This is a genomic window from Pseudomonas quasicaspiana (assembly GCF_021147825.1).
In the GTDB taxonomy this organism is placed as follows: Bacteria; Pseudomonadota; Gammaproteobacteria; order Pseudomonadales; family Pseudomonadaceae; genus Aquipseudomonas; species Aquipseudomonas quasicaspiana.
This window is the reverse complement of record NZ_JAGTPI010000017.1, coordinates 55,355-75,004: the sequence shown is the minus strand read 5'-3', so window position 1 is coordinate 75,004 and position 19,650 is coordinate 55,355. Positions and strand designations below refer to the sequence as shown.

The window sequence follows — 19,650 nt, the reverse complement described above, 5'->3', positions numbered from 1 at the left end:
GCCCAGCCGGAAAACAATAACAATGGGACTTTAAAGTATGACGCCACTAATGCTGATGTTGATCGCTGGCGCGGGCATCGCGCTGCTGCTGTTCCTGGTCCTCAAGTACAAATTCCAGCCGTTCGTGGCGTTGATGCTGGTGAGCATCATTGTTGCGCTGGTCGCAGGTGTGAAGCCGGCTGATCTGGTTGCCACCATCGAAGGCGGCATGGGCAAAACCCTCGGTCACATTGCGATCATCATTGCCTTGGGCGCGATGATCGGACGCATCATCGAGCTGTCCGGTGGTGCCGAGGCATTGGCAAAAACCCTGATCAAACGCTTCGGCAACCGGCGTACTCCGCTGGCGCTGACCGTTGCCGGTTTCATCGTCGGTATTCCGGTGTTCTTCGAGGTTGGCGTGATCATCCTCATGCCGCTGGCCTACGGCGTCGCCCGTGCGGCACGTAAACCACTGCTGCTGTTCGCCTTGCCGATGTGTGCGGCATTGCTGGCAGTGCATGCCTTCCTGCCGCCGCATCCGGGCGCTGTGGCCGCTGCCGGTCAGTTGGGTGCCGACCTGGGTCGCGTACTGATGTTTGGTATTCCGATGGTTGCGGTCCTGAGCCTGGTCGGTTACTTCATCGCGGGTCGCATGACACGCAAGTTCTACCCGATGACCGACGATATCCGTGCCGAAGTCTACGGCCCGCATATGACCAACGCCGACCTGCAAGCCTGGCATAACGGCGACTACTCCAACACCAGCAGCGAAGCGACGCACTCGAACAAGCCGGGTCTAGAAGAAAGCGCCAGCAGTCTTGCCGCATCGCTGCCGCCTGCTCCGGCGCCTGGTTTCGGTTTGATCATCGGCCTGATCCTGCTGCCGATCGTATTGATTCTGCTGGGCACACTGGCTACCACCATGTTGCCTGTCGATTCGACGCTGCGCAGTGTTCTGACTGTGCTGGGCGCGCCGCTGGTTGCTTTGCTGATCGACACGCTGCTGTGTGCATGGTTGCTGGGTACTCGCCGTGGCTGGAGTCGCACTCAGGTGTCTGATGTGATCGGCTCGGCACTGCCGGGCGTGGCCATGGTGATCCTGATCGCCGGTGCAGGTGGCGTGTTCGGTAAAGTGCTGGTTGATACCGGTATCGGCGCTGTCGTCTCCGAAGCACTGCGCACTACCGGGCTGCCGGTTCTGGCGCTGGGCTTCCTGCTGACCCTGCTGCTGCGTGCCGTACAAGGTTCTACCACCGTTGCACTCGTGACCACTGCCGGTATTCTCAGCCCGCTGATCGCAACCCTGAACCTGACACCAAACCACCTGGCACTGCTGTGTCTGGCCATGGGCGGTGGCGGTCTGGCAATGTCGCACATCAACGATGCCGGTTACTGGATGTTCACCAAACTGGCTGGCCTTAATGTCGCCGACGGCCTGCGTACCTGGACCGTGCTGGTTACTATCCTTGGCACCCTGGGCTTCCTCGCGACCCTGGTGATCTGGCCATTCGTCTGATCCAACAAGACTGGAGTTAACATGCCTCGTTTCGCTGCCAACCTCAGCATGCTCTACCCGCAACATGATTTTCTCGAGCGCTTCAGCGCAGCGGCCGCCGATGGTTTCGGCGCCGTCGAGTATCTGTTTCCGTATGACTACAGCACTCAGGAGCTCAAGCAGCGCCTGAGTGACAACGGACTGGTGCAAGCGCTGTTCAATGCACCGCCGGGTGACTGGGCAGCAGGCGAACGAGGCATTGCTTCGTTGCCAGGTCGTGAAGAAGAGTTTCGTACCGGCATCGCCCGCGCGCTGGAATACGCAAACGTGCTGGGCAACGACCGGATTCACGTGATGGCGGGTTTGTTGCCCGGTGAAGAGCTTCGTGCACGCCATCAGGCGGTGTATCTGGAAAACCTCGCCTACGCCGCTGCACAAGCCGCCAAGGCAGGCATCACGGTGCTGATCGAGCCGATCAATACCCGTGACATGCCGGGGTTCTTCCTGAATCGTCAGGATCAGGCGCAAGCCATCTGTAAAGAAGTGGGCGCTGCCAACCTCAAGGTGCAGTTCGACTTCTATCATTGCCAGATCGTCGAAGGCGATGTGATCTCAAAACTGCGTCGCGATTTCGCTGGCGTTGGCCATATCCAGATCGCCGGTGTGCCGGATCGACACGAGCCGAATCTGGGCGAGTTGAACTACAACTGGCTGTTCGAAGAAATCGATCGCCTGGGTTACACCGGCTGGATTGGCTGCGAATATCGCCCCAAAGGCGACACCAGCACCGGTCTGCAATGGTTGCGCGATTGGCAGAGCCTCAAGCGCTGAGTACAGTCGGCCCTGGCAACAGCTTCACCTCATAAAAACAAAAAGAGGAACTGAACATGCGAGGATTCAAAGGTGGCCTGTGCGCTGCGCTGCTGATCGTGGCGCAGACGGGAATGGCCTTCGCGGCGAGTGTTCCAGCCGCAGTGGAGGCGGTATGGACAGCCCCCAGCTTCACTTTCCATACCGGCGAAAAACTGGATAACCTGCGGATGAGTTACATCACCGTCGGCGATCCGAAGAACCCGGCGATACTCTATCTGCACGGCACCAATCGTCCGGCCAGTGACATGCTGGGCAAGGAATTCGGGGGTGAGCTGTTTGGTCCGGGGCAGCCTCTGGACGCCAGCAAGTATTACATCATTGCCCCCGATGGCATCGGCGTCGGCAAGTCGAGCAAACCATCTGACGGTTTGCGCATGAAGTTTCCCGCCTACAACTACGACGACATGGTCGAGGCGCAGTATCGCCTGCTGACCGAAGGCATGGGCATCAAGCATTTACGGCTGGTCATGGGCAACTCCATGGGCGGCATGCAGACCTGGATGTGGGGCCAGAAATGGCCGGACATGATGGATGCGCTGGTACCGATGGCTTCGCAACCTACTGCGATGTCGGCGCGCAACTGGATCATGCGGCGCATGTTGATCGAGTCCATCAAGCAGGACCCGGCCTGGAACGAAGGCAACTACACCAGCCCGCCGCCTTCGTTGCGCCTGGCCAACGTGATGTTTGGCTTCGGTACCAGCGGTGGCACCCTTGCTTATCAGGCCCTGGCGCCAACGCGAGCTCAGGCAGACAAACTGGTTGATGAAAAGCTTGCAGCGCCGTTGCCGGGGGATGCCAACGATTTCATTTATCAATGGCAGTCCTCGGCGGACTACGATGTGGCACCGCATCTTTCGGCGATCAAGGCACCGGTGCTGGCAATCAACAGTGCCGACGACGAGCGTAATCCACCTGAGACCGGGACTATGCAGAAATCACTCGCTCAGTTGAAAAACGCGCGTCTGGTGTTGATCCCTGCCAGCGCAGAAACCCGCGGGCACGGCACGACCAACATGGCTCGCTTTTATGCTGAACCGCTGAGTGAGTTCATGAAGGCAACGGCGCGGCCTTGATGGTATTGAGATCTATCTTTCAGCGGGAGACTCGATGTTTGCCTGCGAGCTGATAGACGACGCAAAACCCTGTGGGAGCGGTGCTTGCCCGCGATAGGGACACCGCGATCTTAAGTGAACCGCGTCCAGCCTTATCGCGGGCAAGCACCGCTCCCACAGGAGACCGCATTTCCAGACAAGACCGGCCGCTTCGGTTTATTCGTCGATCGACTCTTCCTTGAACTGATCTTTCACATAGGTGATTTCGGTTTTGCCGTGCGGCGCTGGCAGGCCATCTTCGCCGAGGTTGACGAACACCATCTTCTCAACCGTCAGGATGCTCTTGCGGGTGATCTTGTTGCGGACCTGACAGGTCAGGGTGATCGAAGTGCGGCCAAATTCGGTGGCGGTGATACCCAACTCGATGATGTCGCCCTGACGCGAAGCGCTGACAAAGTTGATCTCTGAAATGTACTTGGTCACCACGCGCTGGTTGCCCAGTTGCACGATGGCGTAGATCGCTGCTTCCTCATCGATCCAGCGCAACAGGCTGCCACCGAACAGGGTGCCGTTGGGGTTGAGGTCTTCAGGTTTAACCCACTTGCGAGTGTGGAAGTTCATGTCTGCTCCTGATCGTCTGCGGATTGATGCCGGTCATCATGGCAGACACAGCTGATATCAGCACAGTCATCGCCCTCTATTGAATTGATAAGGCTACGCTGGATTGAGCACGTTACAGCCGTACCCTCCGTCCGCTTTACTGCACTTTTTCAATCATCAGATTGAAGTTAGCCGAGCATCCGCCGATAGAAAACATTGGGAAGATGAGTCAGCTTGGCTATAATCCCCACCGTTTCAAAACGGTCATCTTCACTTGATACCGTTCCCGCCACCTGTCCGAGGGGCGCTGCAGCAGGTTTTCCTGTCAGGCTCGGATGGGGCGTTGTTTGACCGGGTTGTCCCTGTCGAACCTTAAACGCACAACGGCGCCCATTCGCACACTACGAATGGAGACTCTCTAATGAGTGCAGTACTTACGCCCGCAGATTTTTCCGACTACAAAGTAGCCGACATGTCCCTGGCTGCCTGGGGCCGTCGCGAAACCATCATCGCTGAATCCGAAATGCCTGCACTGATGGGCCTGCGCCGCAAATACTCCGGCGAGCAACCGCTCAAGGGCGCGAAGATTCTCGGCTGCATACACATGACCATTCAGACTGCCGTACTGATCGAAACCCTGGTTGCCCTGGGTGCCGAAGTTCGCTGGTCGTCCTGCAACATTTTCTCCACTCAAGACCAGGCCGCTGCTGCCATTGCTGCTGCCGGTATCCCTGTTTTCGCCTGGAAAGGCGAGACTGAAGAAGAATACGAGTGGTGCCTTGAGCAAACCATCCTGAAAGATGGCGCGCCTTGGGATGCCAACATGATCCTCGACGACGGCGGCGACCTGACCGAGCTGCTGCACAAGAAATATCCGGCCATCCTGGACCGCGTTCACGGCGTGACCGAAGAAACCACCACTGGCGTTCACCGCCTGCTGGACATGCTGGCCAAAGGCGAGCTGAAAATCCCGGCCATCAACGTTAACGACTCGGTGACCAAGAGCAAGAACGACAACAAATACGGCTGCCGTCACAGCCTGAACGACGCTATCAAGCGTGGTACTGACCACCTGCTGTCGGGCAAGCAAGCGCTGGTTATCGGTTATGGCGACGTGGGCAAGGGCTCGGCTCAATCCCTGCGTCAGGAAGGCATGATCGTTAAAGTCACCGAAGTCGACCCGATCTGCGCCATGCAAGCCTGCATGGACGGTTTCGAGCTGGTTTCGCCGTTCATCGACGGTGAAAACGACGGCACCGAAGCAAGCATCGACAAAGCACTGCTGGGCAAGATCGACCTGATCGTGACCACCACTGGTAACGTCAATGTCTGCGACTCGAACATGCTCAAAGCGCTGAAAAAACGCGCTGTGGTCTGCAACATCGGTCACTTCGACAACGAAATCGACACCGCTTTCATGCGCAAGAACTGGGCATGGGAAGAAGTGAAGCCACAGGTACACAAGATCCACCGTACCGGCCCTGGCGCATTCGATGCCCAGAACGACGACTACCTGATCCTGCTGGCCGAAGGCCGTCTGGTTAACCTGGGTAACGCCACTGGTCACCCAAGCCGCATCATGGACGGTTCGTTCGCCAACCAGGTTCTGGCGCAGATCTTCCTGTTCGGTCAGAAGTACGCCGATCTGTCCCCGGCTCAAAAAGCCGAGCGTCTGACCGTTGAAGTACTGCCGAAGAAACTCGACGAAGAAGTGGCCCTGGAAATGGTTCGCGGCTTCGGCGGCGTTGTGACCAAACTGACCAAAACCCAGGCCGACTACATCGGCGTGACCGTTGATGGTCCGTTCAAGCCGCACGCGTATCGCTACTAAGCAGCGGTAAGCTTCAAGCTTCAAGCGGCAAGTAAAAGCGTTTCATTTACTTGTGGCTTGGGCTTGGCGCTTGTTTCTTTATCGTTTTTACGCAGCCGTGAGCTGCAAGCTTTGGTGACAAGATTGGGCGCATTGCCCTCTTGCAGCTTTTAGCTTGCAGCTTGTAGCTGGAGGTTCCCTCCACCATGTCCCAAGACCGCAGCTTCAGCTTCGAATTCTTCCCGACGAAGACCGAGGCTGGCCATGAAAAGCTTCTGAACGTTGCTCGTCAGATAGCCAGTTACAACCCCGCTTTTTTCTCCTGCACTTATGGTGCCGGTGGATCCACGCGCGACGGTACGATCAACACCGTCATGCAGCTGCAAAACGAAGTAAAAGTACCGTCCGCACCGCATCTGTCCTGCGTTGGCGACAGCAAGGATGACCTGCGCGTTCTGCTGAACCAATATAAGGAAGCCGGTATCAAGCGCATCGTTGCACTGCGCGGCGACCTGCCCTCGGGTATGGGCATGTCCAGCGGTGAACTGCGCTACGCCAGCGACCTGGTTTCGTTCATTCGTGAAGAAACCGGCAGCCATTTCCACATCGAAGTAGCGGCTTATCCTGAGATGCACCCTCAGGCGCGCAATTTTGATGACGACGTGAAGAACTTCGTGCACAAGGCCCAGGCCGGTGCCGACAGCGCAATTACCCAGTATTTCTTCAACGCCGACAGCTACTTCCACTTCCTGGAACGCGTGCAGAAGAAAGGCGTTACCCTGCCAATCGTGCCGGGCATCATGCCGATCACCAACTACAGCAAGCTCGCGCGCTTCTCCGATGCCTGCGGTGCGGAAATCCCGCGCTGGATCCGCAAGCAGCTGGAAGCCTACGGCGACGACGTGCAAAGCATCCAGGCGTTTGGCGAACAAGTCATCACCGAGATGTGCGAACGCCTGCTGCAAGGTGGCGCGCCAGGGCTTCACTTCTATACCCTGAACCAGGCTGAACCGAGCCTGGCGGTCTGGAACAACCTGAAGTTGCCGCGTTAAGCGGAGGTTGCGTGGCTGGCAGGTTTCGCGCATTGTGACCTGCCAGCGCTTCCAGACAACTGCCGCATTCACCGGTATAGACACCGTTGAGCAGCAGGAAAGCAGCGCTTGGCGTTTGCTCTGTTATACTCCGGCCTTCCCGCCAGGCTTACGCCCGGATGCTCGGTCTTGTTTCAGGCTCCTCGATCACGCCAATAGCGCATCTTCTTTTATTGCGCAGCGTCACGAGATGCACTGAAGGCCCAGCAGGACCGGACGGGACTGCGTTCTCCAAAGCTTGAACGAAAACACCGAGCCGCGATCACTCTGTTCACCGAACAGCATGGTCGACGCTCAGGCAGTTTCGACGAAGCCTGAACGCCATTCGCGCCAGGCAAGACTTCCCTTTGAGCATAAGCTCTAACTAAAACAGGATTACTCATGTCCTTTGCTTCCCTCGGTCTCTCCGAGGCTCTAGTTCGCGCCATCGAGGCAGCGGGCTATACCCAGCCTACTCCGGTGCAACAGCGGGCCATTCCCGCCGTGTTGCAAGGTCGCGACCTGATGGTTGCCGCCCAGACAGGTACTGGTAAAACCGGTGGTTTCGCCCTTCCGATCCTGGAACGGTTGTTTCCCAACGGTCATCCGGACAAATCTCAACGTCACGGCCCGCGCCAACCCCGCGTACTGGTCCTGACCCCGACTCGCGAACTCGCCGCCCAGGTGCATGACAGCTTCAAGCTGTACGCCCGCGATCTGAAGTTCGTCAGCGCCTGCATCTTCGGTGGCGTCGGCATGAACCCACAGGTTCAAGCCATGGCCCGTGGCGTAGACGTGCTGGTGGCCTGCCCTGGCCGTCTGCTCGATCTGGCCGGTCAAGGCAGTGTCGACCTGTCCCACGTTGAAATCCTCGTGCTCGATGAAGCCGACCGGATGCTCGACATGGGCTTCGTACACGACGTGAAGAAAGTGCTCGCACGTCTGCCCGCCAAGCGTCAGAACCTGCTGTTCTCAGCGACGTTCTCCAACGACATCACAGCGTTGGCAGGCAAGCTGTTGCACAACCCGGAGCGCATCGAAGTCACGCCGCCGAACACCACGGTCGAGCGTATCGAGCAACGCGTGTTCCGCCTACCCGCCAACCACAAGCGTTCGCTGCTGGCGCACCTGATCACTCAGGGTGCCTGGGAGCAAGTGCTGGTCTTCACTCGCACCAAACACGGCGCAAACCGTCTGGCCGAGTACCTGGACAAACACGGTCTTACCGCTGTGGCGATCCACGGTAACAAGAGCCAGAACGCTCGCACCAAAGCGCTGGCCGATTTCAAGGCCGGTGAAGTACGCATCATGGTTGCGACTGACATCGCCGCTCGCGGCCTGGATATCGACCAGTTGCCGCACGTGGTCAACTTCGAACTGCCGAACGTAGACGAAGACTATGTTCACCGCATCGGTCGTACAGGCCGTGCAGGCCGTAACGGCGAAGCGATTTCGCTGGTTGCTCCGGACGAAGAAAAGCTGCTCAAAAGCATCGAGCGCATGACCAAGCAGAAGATTGCCGATGGCGATCTGATGGGCTTCGACATGTCCGCAGTAGAAGCCGAGAAGCCTGAAGTTCGCGAGCGTCCGGACGTGCGTAACCCACGCAATCCGCGCGGCCCTCGTGGCGATGGTCCGAACGGCGGTGGCGGTGGTCGCAAAGACAAAGGCAAAGATAAGGGCAAGGAAAAACCGGCAGCCGCTGCTGGTGAACGTCCGGCCCGCAAGCCGCGTGAACAACAGAAGCCTCGCGGTGAAGGTGCTCCGGCTCGCGAACAGCGTGCGTCAAATCCTCGCGCAGCTGCACCGCGCCCGGCTGCAGATCGCGCCCCGGACGAGTTTCTGGATGACGAAGTGGATAACTTCGGCAACCGCGCTGATTACGTCAGTCCGTATAAGGACAAGAACCAGAGCCGCGGTCGTCGTCCTGGCGCTCCGGCAGCCAGCACGGGTACCGGCGCTGCTCCAGCCGCTCGCGCCCCGCGCCCAAGTGGTCCGCGCAGTAGTGGCGGTGGTGCATCCACCGGTACGCCACCAGCCAAGCGCAACGGCCCTCGTAACGGTGCTCCACGCGATGGTCAGGCTCGCCGTGACGAGAACCCGCGCAACCGCCGTCCGGCACGCGATGACTCGGCCCGTCAGGAACCGGCAGTTCGCGGTCCTCGCGACAGCCAGAGCCAGCCGCAACCGAAGATCATGCACAAAGAGTCGAAAAGCGACCGGTTCCCGTCCGCTGAACAACTCGATCAGTTGCCAACCCGCCCACGCGGTGAAAAACCAGCCCTGCTGACCCGCAACCGCGAAGGTTAAGCAAGGCCGGAACAAAAAACGCCCCGACTGGTTCGGGGCGTTTTTGTGTGTGAAACCCTGTTGAAGCCGATCCTTGTGGGAGCGAATTCATTGGCGAAGAGGCCAGTACATCCAATGCATATTCGTCGTTTGAGACGCCGCCTTCGCGAATGAATTCGCTCCCACAGTCAATCGTTGTATTTCAGACAAAAAAACGCCGACCCTGAGGTCGGCGTTTTTGATCAACCGGAAAGCTTACTTGGCTTGAACGCCTTCGAAGCTGATTTCCAGGTCCAGAGTTTGCGAGGTAGGACCTGGGCCTTTGATGCCGAAGTCATTCAGGTTAAGCGTCGAAGTACCGTTGAAACCGGCACGGTAGCCGCCCCATGGATCCTTGCCTTCGCCGTTGAAAGTCGCCTTGATCACGATCGGCTTGGTCACGCCGTGCAGGGTCAGGTCGCCAGTCACGTCAGCAGTTTTTGCGCCGGTAGACTTGACCGCGGTAGAGACGAACTTGGCTTCAGGAAACTTGGCAACGTCCAGGAAGTCCTTGCTGCTGATGTGCTTGTCGCGCTCAGCGTGGTTGGTGAACAGGCTGGCGGTTTTCAGCTCAACGTCGATTTTGCTGGCTTCAGGCTTGGCAGCGTCAAAACTGAACTTGCCGCTCCAGTCCTTGAACGTACCGTGGATGAAGCTGTAGCCCAGGTGGCTGATCTTGAAGTCAACGAAAGCGTGCTGGCCTTCTTTGTCGATCACGTAATCAGCGGCCATCGCCTGACCGGCAGACAACAGTGCAGTACCAAGAGCCAGTGCGGCGAGAGTCTTCTTCAACATGCTTTTATTCCCGTTTTGGTTGAACAATTAAGCGCGACCCAGCATACGCTTGAGGGTCACATCGCGATCAATGAAGTGGTGTTTCAGTGCAGCGAGACCATGCAGCCCTGCGAAGACCACCAGTACCCAAGCCAGGTACAAGTGAATCCAGCCAGCGGTTTCGGCCTGATCAGGCAAACCGCTGAACAGCGCAGGTATTTCAAACAGGCCAAATACCGGGATCCCCACGCCGTCGGCGGTGGAAATGAGGTAACCGGCGAACATCACAGCAAACAGACCGACATAAAGAAACATATGCCCAACGTGCGCGCCGATTCGCGTCCACTTGCCATAGCTGGCGAGAGACGGCGGCGGCGGGCTGAGCAGGCGCCAGACAATGCGGAACAACATAAAGGCGAATAACGTGATGCCAATGCTTTTGTGCAGATCGGGCCCGGCCTTACGCCACGTGTCGTAATAATCCAGACCTACCATCCACAGCCCTAGCGCGAACAAACCAAACACTGCAACAGCAACGCCCCAGTGCAGCACCATGCTGACCAGACCGTAGCGAGAGGATGAGTTGCGTAACTGCATTGCCATTACCCTGTAGGAGTTGATGCCAGACTAGCTTTTTATCTATCGAATGAAAGCGCAAAATTTCGCTTTGAAGTATCGAATAATACGATTGTTACGTTTTTCATCAGCTCCATCGCCGCGTCCGCATTCAATGCTGACTGTCATTGATAGACGAAAAAGCGATAACCCGCGTATTACTCAAGCCCAGCATCGCGAGAATTGCTTCGTAACAAAACCTTGCCATGACCATCGGCCTTTCAACTGCGATGAGCGGCACTTCGCCCTAAATCCTCGGCCGATGCACTACCTGCTTGACCTCCCGTCAAAGAAGGCTAAAAACCCTCAAAAGGTCAAATTAATGACTAAAACCATGTTCATTAAAATGACACCACCCAATGAATTCGCAATGAGTGACGTTATTCCGACAGATGGAAGCATTAGGCCATTGTTACCGACCTGAATAAGCCTCAGCATCTCCCACAGGCCTACAAGGGATGAGCCTGTGCCTCTCTTGCACCAAGCCCAAATCAATCACTGCAACCCGTCTTCAGACAGTAACGAGTACCGGAGCAGGACTTTTAGATCGCATCGATCAATGGAGCAACACCGCGATGATGACTGTTTATTTTGTCGTTATGACAATGTGCAGTGGTATGGAAGGCTGTGTGGAGGAGCGAAAGGCAGGAGACGCCTACGCATCCCGGGAAGAATGCATGACCAAGGTGAGTGCTATCACGCGACGTAAAGGCGTGAAGTACAAGTGCAGAAGCGAGCCGCAGTGGGTTCTCAAAGAAGATCGGCGTGTTGAAGGCGCCAAGAGCTTCGCGACGACGGGCGCAAAATAAGCGGTTTCCAGATTTTTGTAGGCATTGCCTCCTCCCGCCAACACCGACCCGTAGGAGCGCTTGCCGCGATCGCGTGAGCACAGGCGATATATTCATCGACTGAAAACCCAATCGCGGGCAAGCGCGCTCCTACAGGTATCCGTTTTCTGCAAGACAGTGCAAAGTCAGGGAGAAGGGGCATTTCTTTCAGAAGTTGAGTTTGCCGGTAACAAACCTAAAAATAGCAAAACGAAAAAGGGCGCGATCTCAAGATCGCGCCCTTTTTTGTTTACTACTTCAGTCCGATCAGTTTTTAGCCTCAGCAGCAGCTTTGGCCTTCGCCTTGGCAGCAGCTGCTTTCTTGTCAGCTTCAATCTGAGCCGGGGTTTTGGCAGGAGCTTTTTTCGCAGGCTCCTTGGTCTGAGTTTTCTTGGCAGGCTCAGCCTTTTTCACCGGTGCCTTTTTAGCGGATTCTACCTTGGCAGGCTCAGCTTTGACCGGAGCAACGACAGGCGCAACCACCGGAGCTACAGCCTCAGGAGCGGGAGCAGGTGCTGGCTCAGGAGCTTTCTCGACGGGCTTGGCGACAGGCTCTTCAGCACAGCCGAACCAGCACGAGAAGAAGCCACCTTTCTCTTTAGCTTTGGCCGCATCAGCCGCTTTGGCTGGCTCAGGCTTTTTGGCTTCAGCCTTGTCAGACGAACCGCCAAACATATTACTGAAGAAACCACCTTCGTCCTTCTTCACTGCAGGTGCTGGCGCAGGGACGATTTTCACAGGTTCAAACGACTTGCCAGCGGCCAGATCCTGGACCTGACTGGCGGCACGCTGGCCTGTGCGCAACGCGCCTTCAACCGTGCCAGGGTACAACGTATCAGTGTGCTCACCGGCAAAGGCTACGCGCTGAATCGGCTTTTCCCACACACGCCAGAACTTGCTGATCTGCCCCGGTCCGAATGCCAGATAGGAACCACCAGTGGACGGGTCGACGCTGTAACGACGGATCTCGTAGCCGGTGTAAGCGCCGCGAGCCTGTGGGTAGAACGTGTGCAGGCGAATCAGTACCTGATCTACCAATTGCTTGTCGCCAAAGGCCTGCATGATCCGCGCGTTATCGCCGGACAGGTTGATCACCACATTGGCGCCGCCCTTGGTTGCTGGCTCGATCCACAGCATGCCCAGACCGGTGTTGCTGAAGATCTCGCCAGACATGCGAGCCTTGCTTTCCCACACAGGCGTCTTGAACTTGAGCATGATCTGGTCGCGCCAACCGTAGTTGGTGCTCTTGATCGCCGCCATGTGCTGGGCATCCAGCGCAGGCGTCATCTGAATCTTGCTCAATGCGCGAAGCGGCACGGCCAGCACCACATAATCAGCACTGTAACCGACTGCGCCCGCCTTGACCGTTACGCCGTCCTTATCCTGAACGATGGCGGAAACCGGTGAGTTGGTCTTGATGGTTTTGATTTGCTTGGCGAACGCTTCAGCCAGTACCGCGCTGCCACCTGGCAGACGCGCTGCACGGCGATCACGGTCGTCAACGTTGCGATAAACCCGGGATTGCTGTGCGAAATACAGCAGCGACAAGCGCGACGGCTCGTCATAGCGGGTACGAATTTCCTGATTGATCAACTGGCGAGCGGTGGCTGGCAGGGTCAGACGATCCAGCCAGTTCGCCACGTTGATCTGATCCAGTGCAAACAGCGTGCTGTTGGCCGCCGGGTTTTCCGGGTTGTCGATGGAGCGCGCCAGATTGTCCAGGGTTTCCTCGTAGCGCTTGATCGCATCGGCGGTCGCCGGTTGCTTGAGCGCCAGATCGGCCTTGCTGAAATAAACGCCATCAATCAGGTAGCCCGGCGTGCGGACAAACTCTGGCGCAGGCACCGTGGCCAGCTTGAAGCGCTCCAGATACTGGTTCAACGCAGGCTGAGCCTTGGTATTGCCAATCCATTCGCTAGTAGCCAGACCGGAGCGGCCGCCCAGCGCTGGTTTGGCTTCCAGCAGCGTGACCTGCCAGCCTTTGGCTTGCAACTCGTATGCGGCTGTCAGGCCTGCAAGCCCGCCGCCAACCACGATCGCAGTCTTTTGTTTTTCATTAGCGAGCGCCGAAACGCTGACCAGCCCAACTAAAACGAGCGCACAGGCGCGCAGCCAACCAGAAAGCATTCAGCAGACTCCGAAAAAAGCAGGGGAGGTTTCGGTAAATGACGCTCGATACGTCACAGAGGCGCGAAGGATACGCCAGCCGCAGCAGGGCTACCAGTGATGTCCATCGGGCGCCTGTCAAACATAAAAAAACTATCTGAATGAATGGTTTTTTCTGTAGGAGCGCGCTTGCCCGCGATGGCGACAGTTCAGGCAATACGTTTTTTGCTGACACACCGCATCGCGGGCAAGCGCGCTCCTACGGGATCTGTGTTTTCTGCACGAAAGCGTTCGCATCCAAAACCAATTGGCACTAAAGGTTGTCCCGTAGCCGGGCATTGCATAGGCTTGCGCGATTGCTCGTCCTCGCACCATGCGAGTCGCTATCCGGAGAAAACCAATGGGCCTGAATGATCAGTGGATGCAGCGCGACCTCAAGGTTTTGTGGCACCCCTGCACCCAGATGAAAGACCACGAAAGCCTGCCGCTGATTCCGATCAAGCGTGGTGAGGGTGTGTGGCTGGAGGACTTCGAAGGCAAACGCTATCTGGACGCCGTCAGTTCCTGGTGGGTCAATGTGTTTGGCCACGCCAACCCGCGAATCAATCAACGCATCAAGGATCAGGTCGACCAACTGGAACATGTGATCCTTGCCGGTTTCAGCCACCAGCCGGTGATTGAACTGTCCGAGCGGCTGGTCAAACTGACGCCTGATGGTCTGACCCGCTGCTTCTATGCCGACAACGGTTCGTCCTGCATCGAAGTCGCGCTGAAAATGAGCTTTCACTATTGGCTCAACCGCGGCCAGCCGGACAAGAAGCGCTTTGTCACCCTCACCAATAGCTACCACGGCGAAACCATGGCCGCGATGTCGGTTGGCGACGTGCCGTTGTTTACCGAAACCTATAAAGCGCTGCTGATGGACACCATCAAGGTGCCAAGCCCGGATTGCTACCACCGCCCCGAAGGCATGAGTTGGGAAGAACACTCGCGCAATATGTTCGCTGCAATGGAACATGCCCTGGCCGAAAACCACGACACGGTGGCCGCCGTCATCGTAGAGCCATTGATTCAGGGCGCGGGCGGTATGCGCATGTATCACCCGGTGTACCTCAAGCTGCTGCGTGAGGCCTGTGACCGCTACGGCGTGCATTTGATCCACGACGAGATTGCCGTAGGTTTCGGCCGCACCGGAACCATGTTTGCCTGCGAGCAAGCCGGTATTCGCCCGGACTTCCTGTGTCTGTCCAAGGCGCTCACCGGCGGATATCTGCCACTGGCGGCCGTGCTGACAACCGACGACGTGTACGACGCGTTTTACGACGACTACCCGACGCTTCGCGCCTTTCTGCATTCGCACAGCTACACCGGCAACCCGTTGGCGTGTGCAGCGGCATTGGCGACACTGGATATTTTCGAGCAAGACAACGTCATCGAAAATAACAAAGCCCTGGCCCAGCGTATGGCCACCGCCACCGCGCATCTGGTGGATCATCCGCATGTGGCTGAAGTGCGTCAGACCGGCATGGCGCTGGCCATCGAGATGGTTCAGGACAAAGCCACCAAAACAGCCTACCCGTGGCAGGAACGCCGTGGACTGCAGGTGTTCCAGCATGCACTGGAGCGCGGCGCGCTATTGCGTCCGCTGGGCAGCGTGGTTTACTTCCTGCCACCGTATGTGATCACGCCCGAGCAGATCGACTTCCTCGCCGAAGTCGCAACTGAAGGCATCGACATCGCGACGCGTAAAAGCATCAGCGTTGCCGTTAGAGAGAATTTCCACCCGGATTTTCGTGATCCGGGCTAAAACCCAATCAATGATTTGAAACGCGTTCCCCCTGTGGGAGCGAGGCTTGCCCGCGATAAGGCTGCACGCGGTTCACTTTAGATCGCATTTAGCCTTATCGCGGGCAAGCCTCGCTCCCACAAAGGGTCTGCGATTTACCAAAATTTCAGAGACCCACCATGAGACTGTCCCGCTTCTTCATCGACGCCACCCTGAGCCTCGGTGAACACGAACTGCCTGAAGCCCAGGCGCATTACATCGGCCGCGTGCTGCGGATGGCCGAAGGCGATGCACTGCAAGTGTTTGATGGCTCAGGCCAGGAGTTTCGCGGCACCTTGCTGGAAGTCGGCAAGAAGCGCGTGCGCGTCAAGCTCGACGAAACCTTCCCCGGGCAAACCGAATCGCCGTTGCGTATCCACCTTGGCCAGGGTTTGTCCCGTGGCGAGCGCATGGACTGGGCGATTCAGAAAGCAACCGAACTGGGCGTTACAGAGATCACCCCGATTGTCAGCGAGCGCTGTGAAGTGCGCCTCAAGGACGAACGCGCCGAGAAGCGTCAGGCTCATTGGCAGCAAATCGCGATCAGCGCCTGCGAGCAATGTGGTCGCTCGGTGGTGCCGGTGATTCACCCGCCTATGCCTTTGGCTGAATGGCTCAAGCGCAGCGATGCCGAACTCAAGCTGGTGCTGCATCCGGTTGCAGAGCCGCTGACCAGCCACAGCAAACCCACCACCCTTGCTTTCCTGATCGGCCCTGAAGGCGGTTTGAACGACGCCGAAGTCGACCAGGCTCAGGACGCTGGCTTCCACGCCGCCCGCCTCGGCCCTCGCGTGCTGCGCACCGAAACCGCACCTGTTGTTGCTCTGAGCGTGGCGCAGCAGTTGTGGGGGGATTTTTAATCTCATCGCGCCGCAATACTGGACCTGTAGGAGCGCGCTTGCCCGCGATGATGCCGGCACATCCAACGTTGATGGTGCCTGACACAAAGCCATCGCGGGCAAGCGCGCTCCTACAAGCTCCTCGCTACAGGTAAGGCAACTCAGTCTTTCTGCGTCGGGCCTTGGCCGGTTCCGGCCTTGCGCAGGGCAAGAACTGTCCGCGTCCCTTCTCGCCCAGCGCTGTGCCATCCCACACCACTTCGCCCCGTGAAAGGGTCAACGCAGGCCAGGCCGTCAAGCGCATACCCGCGTATGGCGTGTAATCCACGCGATGGTGCAAGCGGTCGTTGTGCAACTCGAAATCCAGCCCTTCGTCCCAGATCACCAGATCCGCATCGGCGCCAATCGCGATACTGCCTTTGCGCGGATACAAGCCATAAAGCCGTGCGGCATTGGTCGAAGTCAGCGCGACAAATTCCTGCGCAGTAATGCGCCCGGTGCAGGCGCCTTCCGACCAGAGCAACGCCATGCGCGTTTCAATGCCGGGGATGCCGTTGGCCACTTCCGAAAAGGGCGCATGTTCGCCATGAGCGCGTTTACCGTCCGGACCTTCGTAACGAAACGGCGCGTGGTCCGAGGAGAACACCTCAAACGAGCCATTTTGCAGGCCGTCCCAGATGACCTGCTGGTTCGCAGCGTCTCTCGGTGGCGGGCTGCAAATGCATTTGGCGCCCTCAAAACTGTCATCGCAGCCCAGCGAGTCGGCGGTCAGAAACAGGTATTGCGGACAGGTTTCGCCATACACCTTCAAGCCGTGGTCCTGCGCCCAGCGAATCTGCTCGATGGCTTCGCGCCCCGATACATGCACGATCAGGATGGGCACATCCACCAGTTCAGCCAGCGCGATGGCGCGATGAGTCGCTTCGCGCTCTACCAACATGGGACGCGACGTTGCGTGATAGCGCGGAGCGCTTAATCCCGCCGCCAATAGGCGCTCGGTCAGCCAGGCAATACAGTCACTGTTTTCAGCGTGCAGCATGACCACCGCACCTTGTGCTCGTGCGACAGACAACGTCTCCAGGATCTGCCGGTCGTCCAGTTTCAGCGCGTCGTAGGTCATGTAGATCTTGAACGAGGTGTAACCCTCGGCGATCAGTTCAGGCAGCTCGCGACTCAACACGTCTTCTGTAGGATCTGTCACGATCAAGTGGAAAGCGTAATCGATCAACGCCTTGCCATCCGCTCGCTGGTGATAATCATCGACAGCGGCACGCAGACTTTGCCCTTTCTGCTGACAGGCGAACGGGATCACCGTCGTCGTGCCGCCGCAGGCTGCGGAGCGGGTCCCGCTTTCGAAATCGTCCGCCATCACCGAACCGTCGCCGGTGGGCTGATCCAGATGCACATGACTGTCGATGCCGCCGGGCGTCACCGAGCGACCGGCTGCATCGATTTCACGAGTAGCGCCTTCCAGCCCCAGACCCAGCGCGACGATCAGCCCGTCGCGAACGCCAATATCACTGACAAAACTGTCCGCCGCCGTGATGACTTTGGCGTTGCGAATGACTAAATCAAAAGCCTGCATGGCGCGGTGCTCCTCAAAGTGGGTTTAGCCGCGGCTCATCCAGGCTTTGGCAATCTGCTCGCGGGTCGCGAACCAGACGCCTTCGTGGCCCTGGGCATATTCGATGAAACGCTTTATCGCCCGCACGCGTCCCGGACGACCAACCATGCGCGGGTGCAAGCCCACCGACATCATGCGCAAGCCATCAGCAGACTCTTCATAGAGCACCTCAAAGCTTTCCTTCATGTATTCGAAAAAGTCCGACGCCTGAGACAGGCCGGGCGAGTTCCAGTAACGGAAGTCATTCACGTCGCTGGTGTACGGCACCACCAGATGCTGTTTGCCTTCAACGTCGACGTAGTACGGCACGTCGTCGTTATAGGCGTCGGAGTCGTACAGAAAACCACCCTCTTCGGCCACCAGACGCCGGGTCCGCACGCTTGCGCCGTAGCGGCAATACCAGCCGACCGGGCGCTTGCCGCAGGTGCGTTCGAATGATTCCACGGCGAGACGAATGTGCTCTCGCTCCTCCTCTTCGGTCAGGCGGAAAACCTCTTCCCATCGATAGCCGTGACTGCAGACTTCATGACCCAGCGCAACGGCCGCCTTGGCGACGTCCGGGTTCTGCTCAAACGCTACCGCGCAGGCGTGGAAGGTCGATGGCACACCGGCTTTTTCGAGGATCTCCAGAATCCGCCAGATACCCACCCGCGAGCCGTATTCATACATCGACTCCATCGCCAGATTGCGCACGCCATCAGGGAATTGATAGCTGCCCCATTCGGTCATGCTTTCCTGATCGGGATCGCCCATTGCCAGCGAACGCTCGGAGCCTTCCTCATAATTGATGACCAGACTGATTGCCAACCGCGCACCATTAGGCCAGGTGCCTTGAGGACGGTTTTGGCCATAGCCGACCAGATCGCGAAGGGGTGTAGCCATAAGAGCAATCTCCTGCACAGGCGCAGATGGTTGGGTTCAAGCAGACCGCCAAAACTCGGCTCAGCAGTCGATGTTTTTCAAAGCATCATGATCAGGGCCGCTCAGCGACTGACCGTCGCGAAACGCCAGACCCATCGCCAGGGTCTGGGCCACGCAGAACGCCGCCGTGAGTGAGCGAAAGCCCAGTAATTCCGCATCGTTGACTTCAATGATGACCGCCGCGTGCTGGCCGATCGGGCTGAGCAGGCTGTCGGTAATCGCCACAATAGGTGTGCCTGCTGCAACCGCCTGCTGGCAGGCTTCGATGGTTTCCGTTGCATAAGGCGGGAAGCTCACGGCGACCAGAATGTCATCGCTGTGCAGCGCGCCCACTTGCTCGCGCAATGAACCGCCAAGGCCACTGATGTGCACGGCACGACGGCCGACGCGACTCAGCGCATAGCTCAGGTAACTGGCCATCGGGAATGATCGACGCATGCCCACCACGAACGTGGTGCGCGCCCGTTGCAAAAGAGTGATTGCCTGTTCCAGCGCTTCGACCTGCTGCCCCTCGGCCAGATGCTCCAGAGACACGATGTTAGCCCGGCTGAACGCGGTCAGAATGGCGCCGACATCGGTCGGGTCTTCCAGTAGTTCTTCACCCTGATAGTGACGAATGCGCTCACTGAAGCTCGACGAACCCGCCTGCTGCAACGGTGCCTTGAACAATCGCTGCAAGTCGCTGAAGCCGTTGAACCCCAGCGCCTTGGCCAGCCGAATAAAAGCCGATGAAGCAATACCGGAGCGCTCCGCCAGCGCAGCCACCGTGTTGAGCGCCACGTCATGGGGATGCTCGGTGAGGTAGCACGCCGCATCTCGCATACGCGCGGTCAAACGATCCTGCTGCTCGACGATAGCCGCACGTAACTCGGCAAGGGTTTGAGGCACTGCTGACATGAAAGGTCG

At 58.1% G+C, this 19,650-nt stretch carries 16 protein-coding genes and 1 riboswitch; of the genes, 9 read left to right on the top strand and 7 right to left on the bottom strand.

From position 1 onward, the window contains the following. Positions 1-37: 37 nt before the first annotated feature. Genes KDX30_RS12865 through KDX30_RS12855 form a run of 3 tightly spaced genes read left to right on the top strand, consistent with a single transcriptional unit; the run spans position 38 to position 3,426 of the window. Entirely contained in the window at positions 38-1,498 is a 1,461-nt protein-coding gene (locus KDX30_RS12865; protein ID WP_122395379.1) for a GntT/GntP/DsdX family permease, read from the top strand. Positions 1,499-1,519: 21 nt separating this feature from the next. Then, entirely contained in the window at positions 1,520-2,308 is a 789-nt protein-coding gene (gene otnI / locus KDX30_RS12860) for a 2-oxo-tetronate isomerase (protein ID WP_099267868.1), read from the top strand. A 56-nt stretch (positions 2,309-2,364) separates the two neighbouring features. Further along, entirely contained in the window at positions 2,365-3,426 is a 1,062-nt protein-coding gene (locus KDX30_RS12855) for an alpha/beta fold hydrolase (protein ID WP_264760271.1), read from the top strand. 195 nt (positions 3,427-3,621) lie between these two features. Here KDX30_RS12855 and KDX30_RS12850 read toward each other — a convergent pair whose 3' ends face one another. Beyond that, on the bottom strand, positions 3,622-4,026 hold the full coding sequence (locus KDX30_RS12850; protein WP_122806071.1) for an acyl-CoA thioesterase: 405 nt from the start codon (positions 4,024-4,026) through the stop codon (positions 3,622-3,624). Between the two features lie 272 nt (positions 4,027-4,298). Beyond that, a riboswitch (S-adenosyl-L-homocysteine riboswitch) is annotated at positions 4,299-4,404 on the top strand. Between the two features lie 22 nt (positions 4,405-4,426). On the opposite strand from KDX30_RS12850, the gene ahcY reads away from it, so the two are divergent. The 3 genes from ahcY (at position 4,427) to KDX30_RS12835 (ending at position 9,195) form a co-directional block, all read left to right on the top strand. Further along, positions 4,427-5,836, top strand: a complete 1,410-nt coding sequence (gene ahcY, locus KDX30_RS12845) for an adenosylhomocysteinase (protein ID WP_027902555.1) — start codon at positions 4,427-4,429, stop codon at positions 5,834-5,836. Positions 5,837-6,021: 185 nt separating this feature from the next. Continuing rightward, entirely contained in the window at positions 6,022-6,867 is an 846-nt protein-coding gene (metF, locus tag KDX30_RS12840) for a methylenetetrahydrofolate reductase [NAD(P)H] (protein WP_027902554.1), read from the top strand. Between the two features lie 420 nt (positions 6,868-7,287). Continuing rightward, entirely contained in the window at positions 7,288-9,195 is a 1,908-nt protein-coding gene (locus tag KDX30_RS12835) for a DEAD/DEAH box helicase (protein WP_231676101.1), read from the top strand. 234 nt (positions 9,196-9,429) lie between these two features. Here the strand turns inward: KDX30_RS12835 and KDX30_RS12830 are convergent, their stop codons facing one another. Both KDX30_RS12830 and KDX30_RS12825 read right to left on the bottom strand, forming a co-directional pair. Then, complete coding sequence (locus KDX30_RS12830) at positions 9,430-10,008, bottom strand: YceI family protein (protein WP_027902551.1); 579 nt, start codon at positions 10,006-10,008, stop codon at positions 9,430-9,432. Positions 10,009-10,035: 27 nt separating this feature from the next. Next, complete coding sequence (locus KDX30_RS12825; RefSeq protein ID WP_027902550.1) at positions 10,036-10,584, bottom strand: cytochrome b; 549 nt, start codon at positions 10,582-10,584, stop codon at positions 10,036-10,038. Between the two features lie 476 nt (positions 10,585-11,060). Between KDX30_RS12825 and KDX30_RS12820 the strand changes: the two genes are divergently transcribed. Further along, positions 11,061-11,411 carry a hypothetical protein gene (locus KDX30_RS12820; RefSeq protein ID WP_164706121.1) on the top strand — a complete coding sequence of 117 codons (351 nt, stop codon included), beginning with the start codon at positions 11,061-11,063 and terminating at the stop codon, positions 11,409-11,411. A gap of 285 nt (positions 11,412-11,696) precedes the next feature. Here the strand turns inward: KDX30_RS12820 and KDX30_RS12815 are convergent, their stop codons facing one another. Continuing rightward, on the bottom strand, positions 11,697-13,556 hold the full coding sequence (locus tag KDX30_RS12815; RefSeq protein WP_231676099.1) for a flavin monoamine oxidase family protein: 1,860 nt from the start codon (positions 13,554-13,556) through the stop codon (positions 11,697-11,699). A gap of 379 nt (positions 13,557-13,935) precedes the next feature. Here KDX30_RS12815 and KDX30_RS12810 point away from each other — a divergent pair, with 379 nt between their 5' ends. Together KDX30_RS12810 and KDX30_RS12805 are read left to right on the top strand one after the other, a co-directional pair. After that, a complete protein-coding gene (locus KDX30_RS12810; protein WP_231676097.1) occupies positions 13,936-15,342 on the top strand; it encodes an adenosylmethionine--8-amino-7-oxononanoate transaminase in 1,407 nt (468 codons plus the stop codon). A 158-nt stretch (positions 15,343-15,500) separates the two neighbouring features. Beyond that, complete coding sequence (locus KDX30_RS12805; protein ID WP_231676096.1) at positions 15,501-16,220, top strand: 16S rRNA (uracil(1498)-N(3))-methyltransferase; 720 nt, start codon at positions 15,501-15,503, stop codon at positions 16,218-16,220. Positions 16,221-16,344: 124 nt separating this feature from the next. Here KDX30_RS12805 and hydA read toward each other — a convergent pair whose 3' ends face one another. Genes hydA through KDX30_RS12790 form a run of 3 tightly spaced genes read right to left on the bottom strand, consistent with a single transcriptional unit; the run spans position 16,345 to position 19,641 of the window. Continuing rightward, entirely contained in the window at positions 16,345-17,784 is a 1,440-nt protein-coding gene (gene hydA, locus KDX30_RS12800; RefSeq protein ID WP_231676093.1) for a dihydropyrimidinase, read from the bottom strand. 24 nt (positions 17,785-17,808) lie between these two features. Further along, positions 17,809-18,705 carry an allantoinase PuuE gene (locus KDX30_RS12795; protein WP_122395389.1) on the bottom strand — a complete coding sequence of 299 codons (897 nt, stop codon included), beginning with the start codon at positions 18,703-18,705 and terminating at the stop codon, positions 17,809-17,811. Between the two features lie 60 nt (positions 18,706-18,765). Beyond that, positions 18,766-19,641 carry a MurR/RpiR family transcriptional regulator gene (locus KDX30_RS12790; protein ID WP_122705840.1) on the bottom strand — a complete coding sequence of 292 codons (876 nt, stop codon included), beginning with the start codon at positions 19,639-19,641 and terminating at the stop codon, positions 18,766-18,768. Positions 19,642-19,650: the final 9 nt, after the last annotated feature.

Bases quoted from the DNA above. Each gene is read 5' to 3' on its own strand.
- KDX30_RS12865 (WP_122395379.1), top strand. From the start codon at position 38: ATGACGCCACTAATGCTGATGTTGATCGCTGGCGCGGGCATCGCGCTG.
- otnI (WP_099267868.1), top strand. From the start codon at position 1,520: ATGCCTCGTTTCGCTGCCAACCTCAGCATGCTCTACCCGCAACATGAT.
- KDX30_RS12855 (WP_264760271.1), top strand. From the start codon at position 2,365: ATGCGAGGATTCAAAGGTGGCCTGTGCGCTGCGCTGCTGATCGTGGCG.
- KDX30_RS12850 (WP_122806071.1), bottom strand. From the start codon at position 4,026: ATGAACTTCCACACTCGCAAGTGGGTTAAACCTGAAGACCTCAACCCC.
- ahcY (WP_027902555.1), top strand. From the start codon at position 4,427: ATGAGTGCAGTACTTACGCCCGCAGATTTTTCCGACTACAAAGTAGCC.
- metF (WP_027902554.1), top strand. From the start codon at position 6,022: ATGTCCCAAGACCGCAGCTTCAGCTTCGAATTCTTCCCGACGAAGACC.
- KDX30_RS12835 (WP_231676101.1), top strand. From the start codon at position 7,288: ATGTCCTTTGCTTCCCTCGGTCTCTCCGAGGCTCTAGTTCGCGCCATC.
- KDX30_RS12830 (WP_027902551.1), bottom strand. From the start codon at position 10,008: ATGTTGAAGAAGACTCTCGCCGCACTGGCTCTTGGTACTGCACTGTTG.
- KDX30_RS12825 (WP_027902550.1), bottom strand. From the start codon at position 10,584: ATGCAGTTACGCAACTCATCCTCTCGCTACGGTCTGGTCAGCATGGTG.
- KDX30_RS12820 (WP_164706121.1), top strand. From the start codon at position 11,061: ATGAGCCTGTGCCTCTCTTGCACCAAGCCCAAATCAATCACTGCAACC.
- KDX30_RS12815 (WP_231676099.1), bottom strand. From the start codon at position 13,556: ATGCTTTCTGGTTGGCTGCGCGCCTGTGCGCTCGTTTTAGTTGGGCTG.
- KDX30_RS12810 (WP_231676097.1), top strand. From the start codon at position 13,936: ATGGGCCTGAATGATCAGTGGATGCAGCGCGACCTCAAGGTTTTGTGG.
- KDX30_RS12805 (WP_231676096.1), top strand. From the start codon at position 15,501: ATGAGACTGTCCCGCTTCTTCATCGACGCCACCCTGAGCCTCGGTGAA.
- hydA (WP_231676093.1), bottom strand. From the start codon at position 17,784: ATGCAGGCTTTTGATTTAGTCATTCGCAACGCCAAAGTCATCACGGCG.
- KDX30_RS12795 (WP_122395389.1), bottom strand. From the start codon at position 18,705: ATGGCTACACCCCTTCGCGATCTGGTCGGCTATGGCCAAAACCGTCCT.
- KDX30_RS12790 (WP_122705840.1), bottom strand. From the start codon at position 19,641: ATGTCAGCAGTGCCTCAAACCCTTGCCGAGTTACGTGCGGCTATCGTC.